Raw genomic sequence first — 18825 nt, forward strand, 5'->3', positions numbered from 1 at the left:
AGGGTCCGATTACTAAACTTATACGAACAATCCGACAACCATATCCAGCAGCTTGATGCCAATGAACGGGGCTATAATACCCCCCAGACCGTAGATCAGCAGATTTCGGCGTAGCAGGGCTGATGCGCCAATCGGTTTGTACTCAACACCCCGCAGGGCCAGCGGAATCAACATAGGAATGATAATAGCGTTGAAAATCACCGCCGACAGAATGGCTGATTCAGGGGAGTGCAGACCCATGATATTCAAGGCTTGCAACGCCGGAATCGACAGGGTGAACAGGGCAGGTACGATGGCAAAATATTTGGCTACGTCGTTGGCGATTGAAAAGGTTGTCAGTGTGCCCCGCGTAATGAGAAGCTGCTTACCTATCTCAATCACTTCGATCAGTTTGGTGGGGTCATTATCCAGGTCCACCATATTCCCCGCTTCTTTGGCCGCCTGCGTGCCTGAGTTCATGGCTACCCCTACGTCGGCCTGCGCCAGAGCCGGGGCATCGTTGGTACCATCGCCCATCATGGCTACCAGTTTGCCACCCGTTTGCTCATGACGGATATAGTTCATTTTATCTTCCGGTTTGGCTTCGGCGATATAATCGTCAACGCCCGCCTTTTCAGCGATAAACTTGGCTGTCAATGGATTATCACCCGTTACCATAACCGTTTTGACCCCCATCTTCCGCAGTCGCTCGAAACGTTCGGCTATGCCGGGCTTGATAATATCCTGTAATTCGATCACACCGATCACCAGTTCATTTTCGGCAACTACTAATGGCGTACCGCCAAGAGCCGCAATCTTTTTAGCCTGTTCATCGGTTTCAGGCGGAAAGGTATTGCCTGCCCGCGTGACGATGTTCCGAATGGAGTCGGTAGCCCCTTTCCGAATTCGCAATGGACCGCTATTATTTCCACCAGGTATATCAATTCCTGACGAGCGCGTTTCTGCGGTGAATTTGATCAGCGTTGCGCCCTCCGTCGATAGTCGGCTGGTTACCGGCACGCCGGCCAGTTCGACAATCGATTTTCCTTCCGGTGTTTCGTCAGCTAATGAACTCAGAGCAGACGCCCGAATCATATCCGCTTCCGAAATGCCCGGAGCCGGATAAAAGTGGGTCGCCTTCCGGTTGCCGATGGTAATGGTACCCGTTTTATCCAGCAACAGCGTATCAATGTCGCCAGCCGTTTCAACAGCCCGGCCCGATTTGGCAATCACGTTGGCCCGGAGCGCCCGGTCCATACCCGCAATCCCGATGGCCGACAACAGTCCGCCGATCGTGGTTGGAATCAAACACACAAACAGCGAAATCAACGCAGCAATGGTAATGGGCGTATTGGCGTAGTCGGCAAATGGTTTGAGGGCGACACAGACGATGATAAAGATCAGGGTGAAGCCTGCCAGCAGAATAGTCAACGCAATCTCATTCGGCGTTTTTTGTCGGGTCGCGCCTTCCACCAGCGCGATCATTTTGTCAAGAAAGGATTCACCGGGTTGGGTCGTTACCTGCACCTTGATGCGGTCAGACAGCACTTTGGTGCCACCCGTGACCGACGACTTATCACCCCCCGCTTCGCGGATTACGGGAGCGGATTCGCCCGTGATGGCCGATTCGTCGATGGTCGCCAAACCTTCAATAATCTCCCCGTCGGAGGGAATAATGTCGCCCGGTTCGCAGAGAAATACGTCACCTTTAACCAGTTGAGCCGATGAAATCAGTTCAACTTCGTTGGTATACATTTTACCCACAGGTCGAATGACTTTCGCTGGTGTTTCCTGACGGGTTTTACGAAGCGATTCGGCCTGCGCTTTGCCCCTCGCTTCGGCAATGGCCTCGGCGAAGTTGGCGAATAACACTGTCAGTAGCAGCACGAGCGTGATGATGAGGTTATACCCCAGCGACCCCTGTGTGGTATCGCCCGAAAGGGCAATGTAGATCGTCACCAACACCATGATCAGGGTGCCAATTTCGACGGTAAACATCACTGGATTTTTAATCAGAATTGTCGGATTTAACTTTATAAATGAGGCCCGGATAGCCGTTCCAACGAGTTCACGCTGGAATAAACTAGGGGAGGATGATTGCTTTGCCATGTTAGTATTTTTAAGAGCGTTATGCCGAATACGCGGCCTACACGTTCACTAGTTTAGTGAGAAAAATTCTGCCAGTGGTCCCAGCGTGAGAGCGGGGAAGAACGACAAAGCCGTGATGATAAAGATGACCGCGAAAATCATCAGACCGAAGGTTGGCGTATCGACGGGCAGTGTACCGGCTGATTCAGGTACGTACTTCTTGCGAGCCAGCAGACCGGCAATAGCAATTGGTCCGATGATGGGGATGAATCGGCCCAGCAGCAGGACAATACCTGTGGAGAAGTTCCAGAAAAAATTATTATCGCCCAGTCCCTCGAAGCCCGATCCGTTGTTGGCATTAGACGAGGTGAACTCATACAATATCTCCGAAAAACCGTGAAAACCGGGATTATTGAGCCAGGCCGACGGTTTCACTGCCCAGTCGGCATCGCCGTAGTTGATCAATAACCAGGCCGCCAGGGCTGTACCGCCTTTCACGAGCAATGTACCAAGCAAGGCCACGATCGATGCAATTTTGATCTCCCGCGCTTCCACTTTGCGACCAAACAGTTCGGGTGTTCGCCCTACCATCAGGCCCGAAATAAAGACGGCGATGATCAGGAAATAATAGAAGTTTAACAGACCCGCGCCCACCCCGCCGTAGAACGCGTTAACCATCATGCCTAGCAGTTCCATCGTACCCGATAAGGCCATCGAGGAGTCGTGCATGGAGTTGACCGATCCGGTCGAAATAATGGTGGTCACGATACTCCAGTAAGCCGACGCTAACGGGCCAAACCGTACTTCTTTGCCTTCCATCGCGCCCGTCAACTGCGAAACGCCCATGTGGGCAATAGCCGGATTACCGCCCAACTCACTAAATAGGGTTGGTATCAGGAGCACCAGCATGCCAATGGTCATAACGCCATAGATCATCCAGGCAAACCGCTTGCGGTTGATGAAGAAACCCAGCGCGAAAATCATCGCTATAGGGATCAGCATCTGGGCTACCATTTCGACCATGTTAGTGAAGTAATTGGGGTTTTCGAGTGGGTGCGCTGAGTTGGCTCCGAACCAGCCTCCGCCGTTCGTACCCAGGTGTTTGATAGCAATGAAGCCAGCCGCTGGCCCGCGCGAAACACCAACTGTGTCGCCCTGCATGGTGACAATAGTGTCCTTTCCGTCAAAGCTGGCCGGTGTTCCGTTAAAGGCTAAAATCAGAGCAATAACGATGGAACCAGGGAGCAACAGGCGAGTGATGGAGCGGGTGAACAGCACGTAAAAATTGCCGACGGTTTCTGACACTTGGGGCAAAAACGAGCGAAATAATAATACGGCTGCGGCAATCCCGGTAGCCGCCGAAACAAACATCAGGAACATCATGACGGATAGCTGTGTCAGGTACGTTACGCCCGACTCACCGGAGTAATGTTGCAGATCGCAGTTGACCAGAAAACTAATAGCCGTACTAAACGCCAGATCCAGCGTTTGCGAGGGATTGCCATCGGGGTTGAGCGGCAAGCTACCCTGCGTTAGTAACAGCACGAAAGCCAGCACCAGCCACACGAGATTAATCGTCAGCAGCGCGGCCAGATTCTGTTTCCAGGTCATGTCGGCGGTTTCGTCGACCCCTCCAAGGCGGTAAATCAGCCGCTCCAGGGGCTTCATAAAGTCGAACGCATTGGGTTCTCCTTTGAAAACTTTAGCAAGAAACTTGCCCAGCGGAATCGCAAATAGGACCGTTAGGCCATACATGACGATAATGCCCATCCATTCAGTTGTCATCGTAGTGAATAAGTTAAAATTTTTCCGGCTTAATCAGCACGTACAGCATGTAGGCGAAAACCAGTAGCGCGGCAATAAAAACGAGAGTGATCATGATAGTCCGGGGTTATACATTAAATGTGTTCGAACCACTCAATAGCTTTGTAGAAAAGAGCAAAACAGAGTAGTGGCGAGATGATGAGAAGCAGAAGAGTGCCCATGATTTGTGCGTGACATTGTTTAGTTTGAACTGGTTATGCCAAAAAGCAGTCCACTTTTGCTCATGAGAACACAATCGTGCTTAACTTTCTGAAAGTCAGAAAGTTAAGCACGAACAAATAAAAAGAGAGATTTATAGAAGAACGGGCTACCCTACCAAAATGGCAAGGTTTATTCTCATTTTGGTAGACTACAGGTGGTATTCCTCAATCTTCCGGTAGAGGGTACTTAGACCAATACCGAGTAATCGGGCGGTCTCCGTTTTGTTACCGCCGGTGTATTGCAGAATATGGGCGATGTGCTGTTTCTCAACCGATGCCAAGTCAAATAAGGGACTAGTAATTACACTGGCGGGTGATTGGACATCCAGCGGCAAATGCTCAGGCAACAGCGTAGGACCGTCGTTGAGGATAACTGCGCGTTCAATAACATTCTTTAACTCCCGGATATTACCCTTCCAGGTGTAGCGCATGAGCACGTCCAAAAATACCTGGCTAAGTCCCATCGGTTTTTTGCCAATTTTTGCCGCATTCTGCTGGGCGAACTGATCCACCAATAGAGGAATGTCTTCAGGTCGGCTTCGCAGAGCGGGTAACTCAATAGAAAAGACGGAGAGTCGGTAGAATAGATCGAGCCGAAATTGTCCACCAGTGGCATCTTGCTCCAGACTTCGATTGGTAGCCGCCACGATGCGAACATCTACCTGGGTAGCCTTGGTATCACCTACCCGGGTAAACTCACGGGTTTCGAGTACGCGTAGTAGTTTTGCCTGCAAATCGAGCGGCATTTCGCCGATTTCATCTAAAAAAATAGTGCCCTTATTTGCTTCGGCAAAAAGCCCTTTCTGATCTCGGCTGGCACCCGTGAACGCCCCCGCGCGGTGCCCAAACAACTCGCTCTCCAGAATATCTTTACTGAGCGCTCCGCAGTTTATGGCCACGAACGGCCCCAGTCGGCGCGGACTAGCTTGGTGAATAGCCTGCGCAAATACTTCTTTTCCAGTACCAGTTTCGCCAGTCAGTAATACCGTCGTATCAGTTGGGGCAACCTTGCGAGCCAGTTCGATAGCTTGCTGAATGGCCCGTGACTGGCCAATTATCCCGTCAAAACCGTAGCGTTGCTGAACCTGCGCTTCCAGTTGTTTAATGCGCAGTTGCAACTGCGCTTTATCCATTGCCCGGCTAACGAGGGGTATAATTTTGTCGTTATCATCCCCTTTGGTAATGTAATCAAAGGCGCCATTCTTTATGGCCTTAACCCCATCGGCAATGGTACCATAGGCTGTCAGCACTATGATTTCGATGGCTGGATAAGTTTGCTTGATCTTGGCTGTCAGATCAATTCCATTAGTATCAGGCAGCTTTACATCGCTGATCACCAAATGTACGTCTGTGTGTTCCAGCACACGTAGACCAGTACGGCCATCATTGGCTTCCAATACGTTATAGTATTCTAAACTTAAAATGCGGGCCATCAACTGCCGTAGCTTGGGTTCGTCGTCAATCAGCAGAATGGTACCAGGCATAAAGTTTTTAATAACAATATCGATTTTGCAAATCCAGATGTGGTGCCAGTTGTACCCTAAATCTGGTTACTATTGGATGATTATGACGACCAATTTATCACAATAAAAGGATGGCTGCTAACGGAAAAGGATATTTCTGATTTGAGTAAAGATGTTTTTGAATAAATAAAACGGGGCATTATGAATCCGCAGTTCCGGGCGGCCTGTCAGTGAGTAAATTAGGGGTTCACTCCGCCCCCGTTACAATAAATCAAACAACCCCCAATCCTGATTAGAATTAGGGGTTGTACGTTTATAATTCTACCTGCTGAGAAGCGACCGTTTTGAGATATTCCTTCGTTTTTTTCAAGACCCTGCGGGATTAATCAAGCCTTATCATAATGCTTTCCTCTTAGCCATATTTAATGCTCAACAGCTGGTATTTTTCTTCATACCACGCCTGTATCATTAGCTAAATACTCGCCACTAACATAAGTCAGATACTACTTTAAAGCTTAACGTATTTGTATCTACCGCAAAGAGGGATTTAGCCGAATGTACTTTCCTGCGTCGAAGCTCACGACGTAAGGCGACTTGAAAAATGTGCTGGGAGCGTAATAATCCGTTGTGATGATTTGCGCTCCGGATTGGCAGGCGGCCTCAAAGGTGCGTTTATCATTGGCACGGGCTTCTTTGGTATCGGCATCAGCGCGGGTGCGAACGATATAGCCCTTCTTCACCATCGCCTGAATCCGGTCCACATCAGTCACCGGGTTGTTTAGGATTAGAAAAGCAGCTTCTGGTGTACCCGGCTCGGCGTTGGCAAACAGGACACGACCTTTAAGTGACGGATGTCCTGCTACGTAAGCCGCCCGCTTGTCGCCAGTTTCATCAAGCACAAACATGAATTTACCCCTGGCGGCTTTCATGGTTGGCCAGTTATCGGCCAAAACAGCCGCTTCCAACGTTTTGGCCTGACCACGTACATCGTCAGGAGTTATTAACCGACTACGTCCTAGACCGGCAACAATTACACTGTCCAACTGATCGAGTACCGGCGCCGTAAATGGTTCAGGAATGGCAAAACCTGGCCGCTTGATCGTATCGTCTTTGGCATTCATTGTGATAAAAACCGGGTAGTGATTCGGGTGAGCATCAGACCACCGTTTGAGTTCGGCCAGACCACCTCTTAACGTTGGGCAATTGCTTCTAAAATCAATATCCTGGATGTGGAGCACTTTAAACCCCGGCTCATTCATCACCCCCGCCTGATCATAAGATGGCTGCCCTTTTACCAGATTAAGACCCAGCGGATGCGCGTATTTGCCACCCTTGGCATCAGCGTAAATGTCGATTTCAAGATTTTGTAAGCCCATAGTCAACTGGTCCGTTAAGCTGATGTGGCTGTATTCGATGGCTTTGTAGCGGCCAGTTGAGTCACTCCGGTTCAGCATGGCGAACAGGGCGGGATCTATGGCCTGTTTGTAACTATTGTGCGAACCGATACACTGAATCTGGTTTAGTTTCAATGTATCCAGACTGGGTGGTACCAGGGCCGTAACCAGCAAAGTAACAACTAGAGAAACGATCACTTTCATAAAAACTAACTAGCTTAAAGTAAACGACCAAGATACGGGCACGAATGTTATTTGTATATTAAATCACGACCCGGAAAGTAAAGTTTTTTCAGGCATAAAGGACGACAATGCTAACAGAATCGTAATAGCCATTCATCAGTAGAATCGTTGTCGGGGCAGTAATTTTGCGGCCATAACCTAAGTATCAACATACGTATGGCCCTTTTTACCCGAATAGTATTCGGTGGTGTAGTTCCGTTGTTCGTTCCCGCACTCTTGCTGGGTTCGCCAGTATTCGCCGGATCTCCACCCCACCCCTACTCATACACAGCCGACCAGCCTCAGCGAACTATTACGGGTACGGTCACCGACGAGAAAAACGGTCCGTTGCCCGGTGCTACGGTCCAGCTAAAAGGCAGCAATTCGGGGACAACTACCGATGCTAATGGCAAATTTTCCCTCAGCGTTCCCGATGGTAAAGCGGTAATTGTTATTTCGTTTATCGGCTTTGACCCAAAAGAAATAGAAATTGGCTCACAGACTTCACTGACGGTGCAGTTAACGCCGGGTGCCAGTCAACTGGATGAAGTGGTTGTAAAAACTGGTTACGGTACTGAATTGCGAAAGAACATCATCAGTTCGATTGCAACGGTTAAAGCCGAAGATTTTAACCAGGGTGTAGTGACCTCACCCGCTCAACTGCTACAGGGTAAAGTGGCCGGATTGAACATCACCCGTTCCGGCAACCCGAACCAGAGTGCCCAATCTATCGTCCTGCGTGGGCCATCAACTCTGCGCGAAGGAGCAGCTCAGGAGCCGTTTTACGTGATTGATGGCGTACCCGATGCGTCAATTAACCTCATCCCACCCGATGATATTGTATCCATCGACATCCTCCGCGATGCATCGGCAACGGCTATTTATGGGGCGCGGGCTGCTAATGGCGTTATTCTGGTGACGACGCGCCGGGGTAAAGAAGGTCAGTCGCGGGTATCCTATAACGGGTATGGTGGTATTGAACAGGTATCGAAACGGATTGACGTGCTGACAGGCGACGAAATTCGGGGTTATCTGAAAGCAAACGGGAAAGCCCTAAACCCGGTTGACGATGATACCAATAATGGTGTTCCAGTCAACACAGATTGGCAAAAAGAGGTCACCCGCACCGCTTATTCACACAACCACACGCTGTCATTTGACGGCGGCACAGCCAATACGCTTTACGGAGCCAGCGTTAATTACCTTAATAATCAAGGTATTATGCGTGGGTCGTCGCGCGAGCGGATGATTATCCGGGCTAATATTCAGCAAAAAGCACTTAATGATCGACTTCGTCTATCCCTGTCGCTGAGCAACTCCGACAATCTGGCCAACAACATTCCGAATGAGGTATTTGGGAATATGGTGGCCTACCTACCAACGGTGAATGTTCGCAACGCTGATGGTACGTTTAAAGAAAATTTAGCTCGGGGTAACGCGAACCCGCTGTCTCTTATTGAGACGAACACGCTGAATACGCGTACCAAAACGTTTCTGGCCAATGGACAGATTCAGGCTACCCTTCTACCCGGTCTGGATTATAATTTAAGCCTGTCGAGCCAGAATGAGCAGATCGATAATAACACCTATGCCAATCGCTATTCGCTGGGTGCCTATGGTGCCAACGGACTGGCCATTCGTTCTTCCTACACGAATACTAAGCGCATCATCGAATCGTATTTCAGTTATAACAAGCAATTCGGTGAGCATGGGCTGAAATTGTTGGCGGGTTATTCATGGCAGCAGGACCGCACCGGCGATGGATTCCAGTCGTCGAATAAAGGTTTCGTATCGGATGCAACCACCTACAACAACCTCAGCTTAGGGAGCCCGCCAACGGGTTATCTTACGGATTATGGCACGGTAACGATCAAAACGCTCCGCCTGATTTCATACTATGGCCGGGTAAACTATCAATATGCTGACCGTTACCTGTTGCAGGCATCTATCCGTCGTGATGGTTCTTCGGCTTTCGGAACCAACAATCAGTGGGGTCTTTTTCCGGCAGTATCGGTGGGCTGGCGCATCAATAACGAGCGGTTTATGGAAAATATCCACCTCTTCGATGACCTTAAGCTGCGGGCGGGCTATGGCGTGACGGGTAACTCACTCGGCTTCGACCCGTTTATTTCCCTGCTGCGCTACAACTCAACGGGTAAGTTCTACTACAATGGTAATTTCATTAACGGTATTGGTCCAACACAAAACCCCAACCCTAACCTGAAGTGGGAACAAACGGCGATGTACAACGTCGGGCTTGACTTCTCGGTACTCAAGAATCGGCTGAGCGGTACGTTGGAATTTTATAATAAACTGACATCAGATCTGATCTGGACGTATGGGGTATCGACCACGCAATTCTTCGTTAATACCTTGACAGCCAATGCCGGTAAGATGCGAAATGTAGGCGTTGAACTGACACTGGCGGCTACACCCATTCAATCAAAGCGCGTAACCTGGCGAACATCGGTCAATCTGGCTCATAACGACAATAAGATTGAAACGCTGTCCAACGATGTATTTACGCTCAACCAGATTCCAACGGCTTACGTAGGGGGTAAAGGGCAATCGGGCAACTCATCGCAGATTGTGAAAGAAGGGTTGCCGGTAGGCACGTTTAACACCTGGAAATACGCGGGGCTGAACGAAAAAGGTGTCTCGCAGTTTCAGAAAGCCGATGGTACGCTAACGACAACGCCAACCTCATCCGATTTTGTACCGACAGGCAGCGCTCAACCAAAACTACTTTTTGGCTGGAACAACAGCGTTCGTTTCGGAGCTTTCGATCTGAACGTATTTTTGCGGGGCGTAACGGGCAACAAAATCCTGAATGCTACGCTGGCTGGTCTAAACAGTCCGGCTGATGCCAATGCTTATAATCAGCCCCGCATTATCCTCAAGGAGCCAATCACCGACATCAATTCGTACCTGCTTTCGGACCGGTATATTGAAGATGGTTCCTATATCCGCTTAGACAATGCTACGCTGGGCTACACAGTAAAAACGGGCTCTAAAGTGCTGAAAAATCTACGCTTCTACGCAACCGGCACGAACCTGTTTACACTCACTCACTATCAGGGCATTGATCCTGAAATTAGTCTGGGTGGCCTGACGCCGGGCATCGACCAAAACAATTTTTACCCTAAAACGCGCTCGTACGTGTTCGGGGCTAATATCTCATTTTAACGCGTTATCGTCTGTTCTGCGGTATTTTTTTTAGCCTGACTTAGTTAATCGCAGGACAGATTTACAGCTCTTCTGAAGCCATGAAATTCATAACTAACTATATTGCACTCAGCGCAACGGCCCTTTGCTTTACGCTGAGTGGCTGCGCCGACCTGACCGTACCAATTGAATCGGAGCTTACCCCGGCAAACTTTCCCAGTACCAGCAGTGATTATCTGGCGGCTACTGGTCCCATCTATACACAACTAGCCCTAAGTTCGACCACCAGTTACGCCATTGACTATTGGCGTCTCCAGGAACTGGCTACTGATGAGGCCATTATCCCCGCCCGCGATGGAAACTTCGATGACGGTGGACAGTATCGCCAGTTACATTTGCACAACTGGACGCCCGATCACGTTACAGTTAAAGGTGTCTGGCAGTGGGGATATGGCGGCATTAACATCGCGAACCGCATTCTCAAACTGTTTGAGGGCACACCGGACTCACCAGCCAAGACAGCGTCGGTTGCCGAGTTGCGGGCCATGCGGGCATTGTATCATTTTTACATGATGGATTTATACGGTGATGTGCCGATTATAACTGTCTTTGGGGATACTAAGTTGCCGACAAACGCGAAACGTGCCGATGTATTTGCATTCATCGAAAGTGAATTAAAAGCCGCTATGCCTAATCTGGCTACAACTACCGGAGCCTCTACGTATGGCCGCGCGACAAAATGGATGGCCCAGGCCCTTCTGGCAAAACTGTATCTGAACGCCAGCGTGTACGCTGGTCAGCCAAAATATGCCGAAACGGTGGCCGCCTGCGACACCATTTTAACAAAAGCCAGTGGTTTATTTGCCCTCGACGACAGTTATCAGAGTATTTTCAATCCTGATAACGGGCCGCAGATCAAGGATATAATCTTTGCCGTTCCCTACGACGGTAATCTGGTGAAAGGCAACATGTTCACCCGCTTTGCTACGCACCCGCTCTTGATGGCCAAGTACGCAATTCCGTTTCGGCCTAGTATCGCCATGAGCACTATTAAGGAGTTCTACGCCAGATTTAATCTACCCGGCGATGTCAGGAACGATACCTGGCTGGTAGGCAAGCAGTTCGATTTCAACGGTAACCCCATCACGACGCAAACGACTAAAAAAGGACTGGATGCTACCTATGCCGGAGCCGATGGCACCGCTACGATTACCTGGCAACTGGAATTTTCGCCAGAGTTAACCTTGACGAACCCGGCCAAAATGGATGTTGGTAACGATATTCTGGCGCAGGCGAAGGGTATTCGTTCTGTAAAGTTTTATCCCGATAAAAACTCGTCTACTGATCGCTACCAAAGCAACGATATGCCCGTATTCCGGCTTGCTGATATTTATCTGATGAAAGCCGAAGCTATTCTCCGGGGAGCCACCGCTACCAGCATTGGTGGCGAGATGCAGACACCCGTTATACTAGTGAATAAAATTCGGACTCGTGCCAAAACAACGCTTGCTACCAGTACCAATCTGGATGGTTTGCTGGACGAACGCGCCCGCGAGTTCTCGTGGGAAGGCTGGCGCCGAAACGACCTGATTCGCTTCGGTAAGTTTGAGGATGTGTGGGGTTTCAAGGATAATAAAGAAACCTTCCGCCGATTGTATCCAATTCCAGCCACCGAACGGTCTTTGAACCCAAGCTTACTGCAAAATCCTGGTTACTAATGGCTTATGAAATGTCCGGCCTGCACATGGGGAAATGGGAAATCGCACGACTAAGACCCAACAGCAATTTTAGTCTCATGTTCTTGAACTGCTTTTCTTTTACCTGTTTGACCGGCCTAGAGGCTACTATTTAACAAGTAATAAAGTCCCACTTAGGGTACGATTTGAATCATTCACTAGAAATAAACAGTCGCACTTTAGGGTATCGAATGCCCCTTAAAGAATTAGATATTTAGTTCATTAGGTTAAGAGAATGGGAAACGCCGAACCAGCTTGAGTTCGGCGTTTTTATGAGTTGCCTTACCTAATCTAAAAAGTCAGCCACTAGTTCGGAATAAACTGGTGGCTGACTTTTTAGATTATTGGTAGACCGTTGAACTCAAGACTAAAGTTCAAGGCAAATATTAGCTTCCGTCAGGATTTCATCCCTTATAGCTAATCGAATACAGGTAGATGCTAACTCCAGAATCTAATCATCATCGTCGTCATCAGACATGCCCGCTTTTCCGGCTCGGACAAAGGCACCCCGGCGAGGGGCAGGCATCGTACTGTTTTCTCCCCGTACCGTTTGCCAGACAATCTCACTGAAAATAAGGTCATCAATCTCGTCGGGACGGGTCAGGTTGAACTGTGACGAACGTTTAGAGTTTCGATTGAAGGCCACATTTTTCTGGTTAATATCAACACCCGGTTCGAGAGAGGTAAACCCAGCAATATCAGCTTGTTTGTTGAAACAACGCCACATGGGAGTTGCGGCAGCATCGTATTGACTCATGGGCTTCAGACCTAAAATTAATTCGATCGTTCGCAGCAGCCCCGAGGTAGAATACATGGTGTGATCGACAAAATTACGTTTCACAAAGCCCCCGGCTACAAACGCAATCGAGCGGTGTGCATCAACGTGGTCGGGACCGTTTTGTGCATCATCTTCCAAAATAAACACAACTGATTCTTTCCAGATGGGACTTTTGGACAGGTGTTCGACAAACCGGCCTACGGCCAGATCGTTATCTGCCAGGGCCGCATCTGGCGTAGGCATCCCAATCCGAGCCCCCGATGTATGGTCGTTGCCAAAACGGACCGTGTTGAGTTGGGGGACTTTCCCGGCGGTTACCAGTTCGTCGAAGTCTTTTTCCCAGGCTTCCTCCCGCTTACTATCCAAATAACCAAGATTATACCCTTTGAAAGCAGGACAAAATTTACCCTCCAGCGTCTTAATGTTGGGCTTCTCCTCATCGGCAAACCAGCCGTAACTCCGAAAACTTACACCGGCCCGCAAACAGTGATCCCAGATAAAACCGTCGCGCGGGTGGGCAATTTCTTTCTGGCCTTCGTAGTCATAGGTGCCACCCCGACCGCCATAGCTGGTCACCCAGTTTTTTTCGACGTAATCATTGGCGTACGCGGCTGATGACCAGTTATGCCCATCGGCGCTGACTTCCGCATCGACGTAAAAATTGTCTAACAGCACAAATTGTTTCGCCAGCGCATGCTGATTCGGGGTCACTTTCTGGGGAAATAAACAAAGGGCAGCATCCCCATTGCCTTCTTTCATATCGCCTAAAATCTGATCGTAGGTGCGATTTTCCTTGATGATGTAAAACACATATTTGATGGGTGATCGTGACGCCGACCCCGTCCCGCCGATCCGCATTGGAATTGGGTTACCCGCTTCCCCTTCCGACCGGAGTTCCTTGCTTTTGGTGTAGGGTGTGTTAGCATAAACCAGCCGTGAGTAGGCCGCCAATACATCGCTGTCCGGAATGTCGATGATCGAGAGTGTACCTTTGAATAAGCCAGCAATGTACTGAACCGGCCCTGGGTTCGCCTGCGGATTGGGCCCGACTTGTTGAGGAGTTCGCGTTCGCACAGGATTTGGTCCTCTGGGATTGGCTTTCGAGGAAAATCCTTTTCCGTTCGTAACGAACAGTCTGGATCCGATCACTTTTACCGCTGTTGGATACCAGCCGGTGGGAATAAATCCGCTGGATTGGCTATGGCCTTTACGGGTCACATCAAACACTGCCAGACAGTTATTATCGGCGTTGGCAATGTATAGCGTATTCTCATTGTCACTCAGGGCCAGGCCATTGGGTGTGCTTCCTACCGGAGCATCCGGAAATAGCGACGTCGTCAGCGTTTCACTAACCTGCTGTTTGGCCACATCAATCAGAGCAACCGTGTTATCGTTGCCGTTGGCCACAAAAAGATATCGCCCATCGCGAGTCAACAGCAAATCGTTCGGGTTTTTATTGGTCTTGATTTTAGCGACTGTTTTCAGCGTATTGATATCAACAATCAACACGCTGGCACCGCCCCACAGAGATACGAAAAGCTGATTTTTATCGGGTGATAATATACAGGTGTAAGCGGCAGCCCCTATGTTTAACTTATGAAGAATCTGCCGGGTTTTCGTATCCGCTATATACAGGGAACTATCCTCTTTGGTAACAATGTAGAGTCGGTTTTTGGCATCATCAACGCATAGACCCGTCGGTGAAATTTTTACTGGCCAGGGTTTACCCAGTACAATTGATTCGTCGGGCAGTAACTTTTGATTCTCTAGTTTATAAACCAGAATCCGGTTGTCGTTCCCTCCCGACGCGTATAACCGCGTCTCATCTTCACTAAACGCCAGGCCCAAATAGGATTTACCAACCCTAACCGTATCAAGAATTTGCTCCGTACGGGCATCCAGCAACGTAATGCTTTGGGTACTCTGCCCATTGTTGGTGACAGCCAGATATTTTTTGGAGGGAGACACCACTAAGTTCAAGGGTAAATCATCCAGATCAACACTTCGGCCAGGTGGCGTGAGGGCCCAGCCATTGGGTAAATTGACCCGCTTAGCCGCCAGTTTTTTATACACCTCCACTTCCTCCGTTGCCTGAGTCGAGCTATTTTTCCGGTGGCATCCCGCCAGTATCGACAGAAAAAGAAGCACACCAACGCTATAAAGGCTAGTTGAACGGTTCATCATGTGATAAATAAGCATAAACTTGTTTTGGGGTAATTGCAATTACGTCAAATTATACTAAATGCGTCGTCGCATACACCAAACGGAGTTACCTAAATTAGGTAACTCCGTTTGGTGTATAAAGCACTATAACTCTATGGGTATCTCTAAAACCCATACCGGGCGCCAAGTTGAAATTGATAAGGACTTCCGCTTAAACCGGATACACCCGCATTAGTATTTACGGCATATTTATAATTGTTGGTGACCGGGTCGAAGCCAGATCTCGACAGCAACGAAGTCGCTCCCAGCGCATGGTTAACGCCCCAGGATTTATTGATCAGGTTAGCGGTGTTAAACAGATCGCCAGAAAGTTCAATGTATTGTTTCCCGAACGTTTTGACTTTGTAGGTCAGGCGCAAATCAACCGTTCCATAAAACGGATTTACCCCGGCATTTCGTTCGGCAACCTTCCCGAAGCTATTACGGATATAATCTTTCGCACTTTTTTCCACGTTCGGATTATTCAGAATCGCATTGATACCGTCTCTTAGGTATTGTGGTGTTTCGGCGCTGTTTGGATCATAGACAAAAGCCAGATCGTTTGTTTCTACGAAATCGCCGTTGATGTTGCCATTGACAATCATCGAATAGCGCGTGCCGCTCAAGCCTGAAAAACGGAAGCCCAGGTTAAATCCGTAAAAAGTGGGCGTATTGCCATAAACGACAATCTTGGTCCGAAAATGGTTATCGGAGTAATTCATCTGATTCAATGTGCGGGGATCGCCAGCCGTGTATTGTACGAGTGTTGCGGTATTGGCTACGTTACCGTTATAGGAAGTATTGTCCTTTGTCTGGTTCCAGGTATACGAAAAGGCAATTTCTCCATCCTTGAAATACCGGTAATTGGCATCCACGACAACGGCAGCCTGATTCACTTTACCTAAACTTTCCAGTTGCAGCACGCGCCCTACTTCGGTTGTTTTACGGCCCAGAATCCAGTTCTGAGATCCATTTGACGTTAAGATAGACGAAGCAGGAACATAAACGGGTCGGTTGGCTTCTTGCGATAAGGTGAAGAAGGGCTGATCGACCATATTCTTGTCGATATACGTGTAGTTGTTGCGGGCGAACGACATATACCCCGCAATACTCATTCTGAAATTAGGGCTGAAGAAGTGGCTATACGACCCATTGAGTTTATAAACGGTAGGGACCTTAGCGTCTTTGCCATTCATATTGATGGTGTATAATTTAGGCACGTTTGGATTATTAACCAGATCTAAACCTGGTGCGGAGGCCGGGTTAGCGCGATAGGCGGGAAAGTTTGGCATTGGTACCAGATTGCCCGTCACATCAATGCTGGCGATGTGGCTACCATCAAACAGCATGTTATTGATCATCGAATAAGGGTTGAGGGCAGAACCTAAAATACCACCCCCTACACGAATGATATTTTTCCCGTCCTGACGGACATCCCAGGTCGCTTGTACCCGAGGCTGTATCTGAAGGGTAGCCAGCCTGTTGTCTGTTCTTAGCCCCAATGTGTTGAATACGGTTTGATTAAAATTCGGCTTGGTCAGATAGTCGGTATAATCTATCCGGACACCACCTGTGACGTTTAAGCCCGGAGCAACGGTCGTTTGTGCCTGGGCGTAGACGTTGGGAATAAGCACGTTGAATTTAACATTGGGGGTATCGCTCAAATAAACATCCCGTGTGAAGCGATAGGGAGCCAGATTCTCAAACGCGGGTAATCCCGTATACCAGAAACGGCCATTGGTTTCACTGCCATAGATGGAATTTTGGTTGCTGAACGTCAAACCAGCCCCAAACGTGAAGTTGAACTTGTTGGTATTCACGTATAAATTGTCAACCAGCTGGATCAGGTTATTATTGAAATAGTCACCCCCGTAGCGCTGGCCGCCCAATTGAATGCTGGTAAACAACGACTTAGTTGAATCGGTTGGATTGACAGACGCCACATTGGCCACGGTTGCTCTTGGAATATTGGCTTCCGGTAACTGCGGATTGGCATACATTTTATTGTACTCCCAAAAGTGCTGAAGCTTTAACTCGTTGGTCACCTTTGGATTGATCGTTGTCCGCAACGAGGCCATCAGGCTGTTGTTGGAACTCTTACGAGTGCTATACACCTCGTACATGTTGATAGTCGTATTATCCCCATCCGACTGGTTATCCAGATCATAAATGTAGTTATCTCGGATCGTTAGCAGGTTTTTGGCGTTAATCTGCCAGTCAATACGGGCAAAAAGAGCCTGGGTATTTTTGACACGGGTGAACTGGCCAAACTGAGGAGCATTGCCCACGCCGTATTTGCTGCGGGCGATACTCAGAAACTTGTCTTCAGTGGCCTGGGTAACGTTATAGCGCAGGGCATCGGCTGTCGATTGAATAGGCGCGATTAATAGCGGTTGCGTACTGGCCTGACGATCCCAGGCGACAAAAAAGTGCAGTTTGTCTTTAATAATGGGTCCGCCCAGCGAAAAGCCGTATTGAGCCGTGTTAAAGGGAAGGTTTCTTTTCTGCTCGTTAAGTCCATAAGGACTCGAGAGTCCACTGGTTCTCAGGAAAGTAAATGCGCTGCCGCTCAGTTTATTTGTCCCCGACTTGGTTACGGTACTGATGGTACCCCCACCCGCGTTTCCGTAGGTAACGTCGTACTGGTTGGTCACCACCTGAAATTCCCGGACGGCCTCCATCGTAATCGAGTAAGCGCCAGTTGGTTGCCCTCCAGCTATGGTGCTTCGGGCAGCCATACCATCGATGGTAAAATTGGTGGCAGAACCTAACTGTCCGCCCAGACTATTGCCGGTGCTCAGTGGCGAAAGGTCGGCCAAAGTCGAGAAATTACGTCCGTTTACGGGTAGCCGATTGATATCTTTGGCTGTAATAGCCGTTGCCGTACCAATGTTTTCGATCTTGTTGGTTAAGGACGTTGAGGAAATCACGACCGTTTCCAGTTGCTGGGAGCTTTCGACTAGTTTGAAGGATACCTGTAGCAGATCTCCCTGGCTGAGCGAAAATCCGGTCTGTGCCTGAGTCGCCATCCCAATAAATTGAACCGTGATGGAATAAGGCGCGCCCAGTGGTAATTCCTTTAAACGAAATTCACCTTTCTCGTTAGACACCGTATTGGCCCTAAAACCAGTCGATTCATTTTTGATTTGAACGGTCGCCATCTCCAGCGGCTTCCCATCCTGATCGATTACCTTTCCATAAATGCCCGCCAGATTGGTTTGAGCTTTTGAAATGTAAGCTGTAAATAGGAAAAGTACAAAAATAAACTTTGAAAAATTGACCATTACATGGGGTTTTTGTGCCCCCAAAGGTCTCTACGTAAGATTTCCTAGGTGTTACGTGTATGTTATCATACTTTGAATAAAACAGGTTTAATGTTTATTTAATGTAAACATAAATTTTTCCTAATGGGTATCACCGCCTGTACAATTATCAGTGCTTTATTCGTATGCGACTGATTACAAAGGATAGACATGTGCTGTGTATTAGTTTGTATAGGAAACACCTTTTTAATTGCCTCCCACTTTCATCAAGTTGCTTAAATTAATTCAGGTTTTTAGTTGCCGGTTTATTTAATAAAAGGGGCTCAACTCATTCGGCAGGAATTACAAAATCCAACTAAATACAGCAAAATCTGACAAAAAAAATTAAACTGACTGTGCGAGTGTGCTGCTTGTTAGATTGAATAGCGTCTAAAATTATATGGACGCAGTTTACACTCATTGTTATCGCTAGATTAGCAGATCTGAGGTTAACTGATCTGTATCATAATGC

9 protein-coding genes are annotated in these 18825 nt (G+C 48.5%); 2 read left to right on the forward strand and 7 right to left on the reverse strand.

What is annotated here, in order from left to right; genetic code table 11:
- Positions 1 to 18 precede the first annotated feature (18 nt).
- From kdpB to ACFS25_RS31330, 5 genes are all read right to left on the reverse strand, one after another.
- Positions 19 to 2088, reverse strand: a complete 2070-nt coding sequence (gene kdpB, locus ACFS25_RS31310) for a potassium-transporting ATPase subunit KdpB (RefSeq protein WP_381509086.1) — start codon at positions 2086 to 2088, stop codon at positions 19 to 21.
- Between the two features lie 48 nt (positions 2089 to 2136).
- Entirely contained in the window at positions 2137 to 3852 is a 1716-nt protein-coding gene (gene kdpA, locus ACFS25_RS31315; protein WP_381509088.1) for a potassium-transporting ATPase subunit KdpA, read from the reverse strand.
- 13 nt (positions 3853 to 3865) lie between these two features.
- Positions 3866 to 3946 (reverse strand): potassium-transporting ATPase subunit F, encoded by an 81-nt coding sequence (locus ACFS25_RS31320; protein WP_114408399.1) that lies wholly within the window; start codon positions 3944 to 3946, stop codon positions 3866 to 3868.
- A gap of 294 nt (positions 3947 to 4240) precedes the next feature.
- On the reverse strand, positions 4241 to 5575 hold the full coding sequence (locus tag ACFS25_RS31325; protein ID WP_381509090.1) for a sigma-54-dependent transcriptional regulator: 1335 nt from the start codon (positions 5573 to 5575) through the stop codon (positions 4241 to 4243).
- Positions 5576 to 6084: 509 nt separating this feature from the next.
- Complete coding sequence (locus ACFS25_RS31330; RefSeq protein ID WP_381509092.1) at positions 6085 to 7152, reverse strand: phosphatidylinositol-specific phospholipase C1-like protein; 1068 nt, start codon at positions 7150 to 7152, stop codon at positions 6085 to 6087.
- Between the two features lie 195 nt (positions 7153 to 7347).
- Here ACFS25_RS31330 and ACFS25_RS31335 point away from each other — a divergent pair, with 195 nt between their 5' ends.
- A complete protein-coding gene (locus ACFS25_RS31335) occupies positions 7348 to 10356 on the forward strand; it encodes a SusC/RagA family TonB-linked outer membrane protein (protein ID WP_381509094.1) in 3009 nt (1002 codons plus the stop codon).
- Positions 10357 to 10436: 80 nt separating this feature from the next.
- Entirely contained in the window at positions 10437 to 12053 is a 1617-nt protein-coding gene (locus ACFS25_RS31340) for a RagB/SusD family nutrient uptake outer membrane protein (RefSeq protein ID WP_381509095.1), read from the forward strand.
- Positions 12054 to 12522: 469 nt separating this feature from the next.
- Here ACFS25_RS31340 and ACFS25_RS31345 read toward each other — a convergent pair whose 3' ends face one another.
- Both ACFS25_RS31345 and ACFS25_RS31350 read right to left on the reverse strand, forming a co-directional pair.
- Positions 12523 to 15033, reverse strand: coding sequence for an alkaline phosphatase family protein (locus tag ACFS25_RS31345; protein ID WP_381509123.1), 2511 nt, complete (start codon positions 15031 to 15033; stop codon positions 12523 to 12525).
- A gap of 143 nt (positions 15034 to 15176) precedes the next feature.
- Positions 15177 to 18335: a TonB-dependent receptor gene (locus ACFS25_RS31350; protein WP_381509097.1), complete on the reverse strand. Its 3159-nt coding sequence runs from the start codon at positions 18333 to 18335 to the stop codon at positions 15177 to 15179.
- Between the last annotated feature and the right edge of the window lie 490 nt (positions 18336 to 18825).

This window comes from Spirosoma flavum (genome assembly GCF_042686045.1).
Lineage (GTDB): Bacteria > Bacteroidota > Bacteroidia > Cytophagales > Spirosomataceae > Spirosoma > Spirosoma flavum.

Coding starts and splice junctions, on each gene's coding strand:
- ACFS25_RS31335 (WP_381509094.1), top strand. CDS start 7,348: ATGGCCCTTTTTACCCGAATAGTATTCGGTGGTGTAGTTCCGTTGTTC.
- ACFS25_RS31340 (WP_381509095.1), top strand. CDS start 10,437: ATGAAATTCATAACTAACTATATTGCACTCAGCGCAACGGCCCTTTGC.
- ACFS25_RS31325 (WP_381509090.1), bottom strand. CDS start 5,575: ATGCCTGGTACCATTCTGCTGATTGACGACGAACCCAAGCTACGGCAG.
- ACFS25_RS31330 (WP_381509092.1), bottom strand. CDS start 7,152: ATGAAAGTGATCGTTTCTCTAGTTGTTACTTTGCTGGTTACGGCCCTG.
- kdpB (WP_381509086.1), bottom strand. CDS start 2,088: ATGGCAAAGCAATCATCCTCCCCTAGTTTATTCCAGCGTGAACTCGTT.
- ACFS25_RS31350 (WP_381509097.1), bottom strand. CDS start 18,335: ATGGTCAATTTTTCAAAGTTTATTTTTGTACTTTTCCTATTTACAGCT.
- ACFS25_RS31345 (WP_381509123.1), bottom strand. CDS start 15,033: ATGATGAACCGTTCAACTAGCCTTTATAGCGTTGGTGTGCTTCTTTTT.
- kdpA (WP_381509088.1), bottom strand. CDS start 3,852: ATGACAACTGAATGGATGGGCATTATCGTCATGTATGGCCTAACGGTC.
- ACFS25_RS31320 (WP_114408399.1), bottom strand. CDS start 3,946: ATGATCACTCTCGTTTTTATTGCCGCGCTACTGGTTTTCGCCTACATG.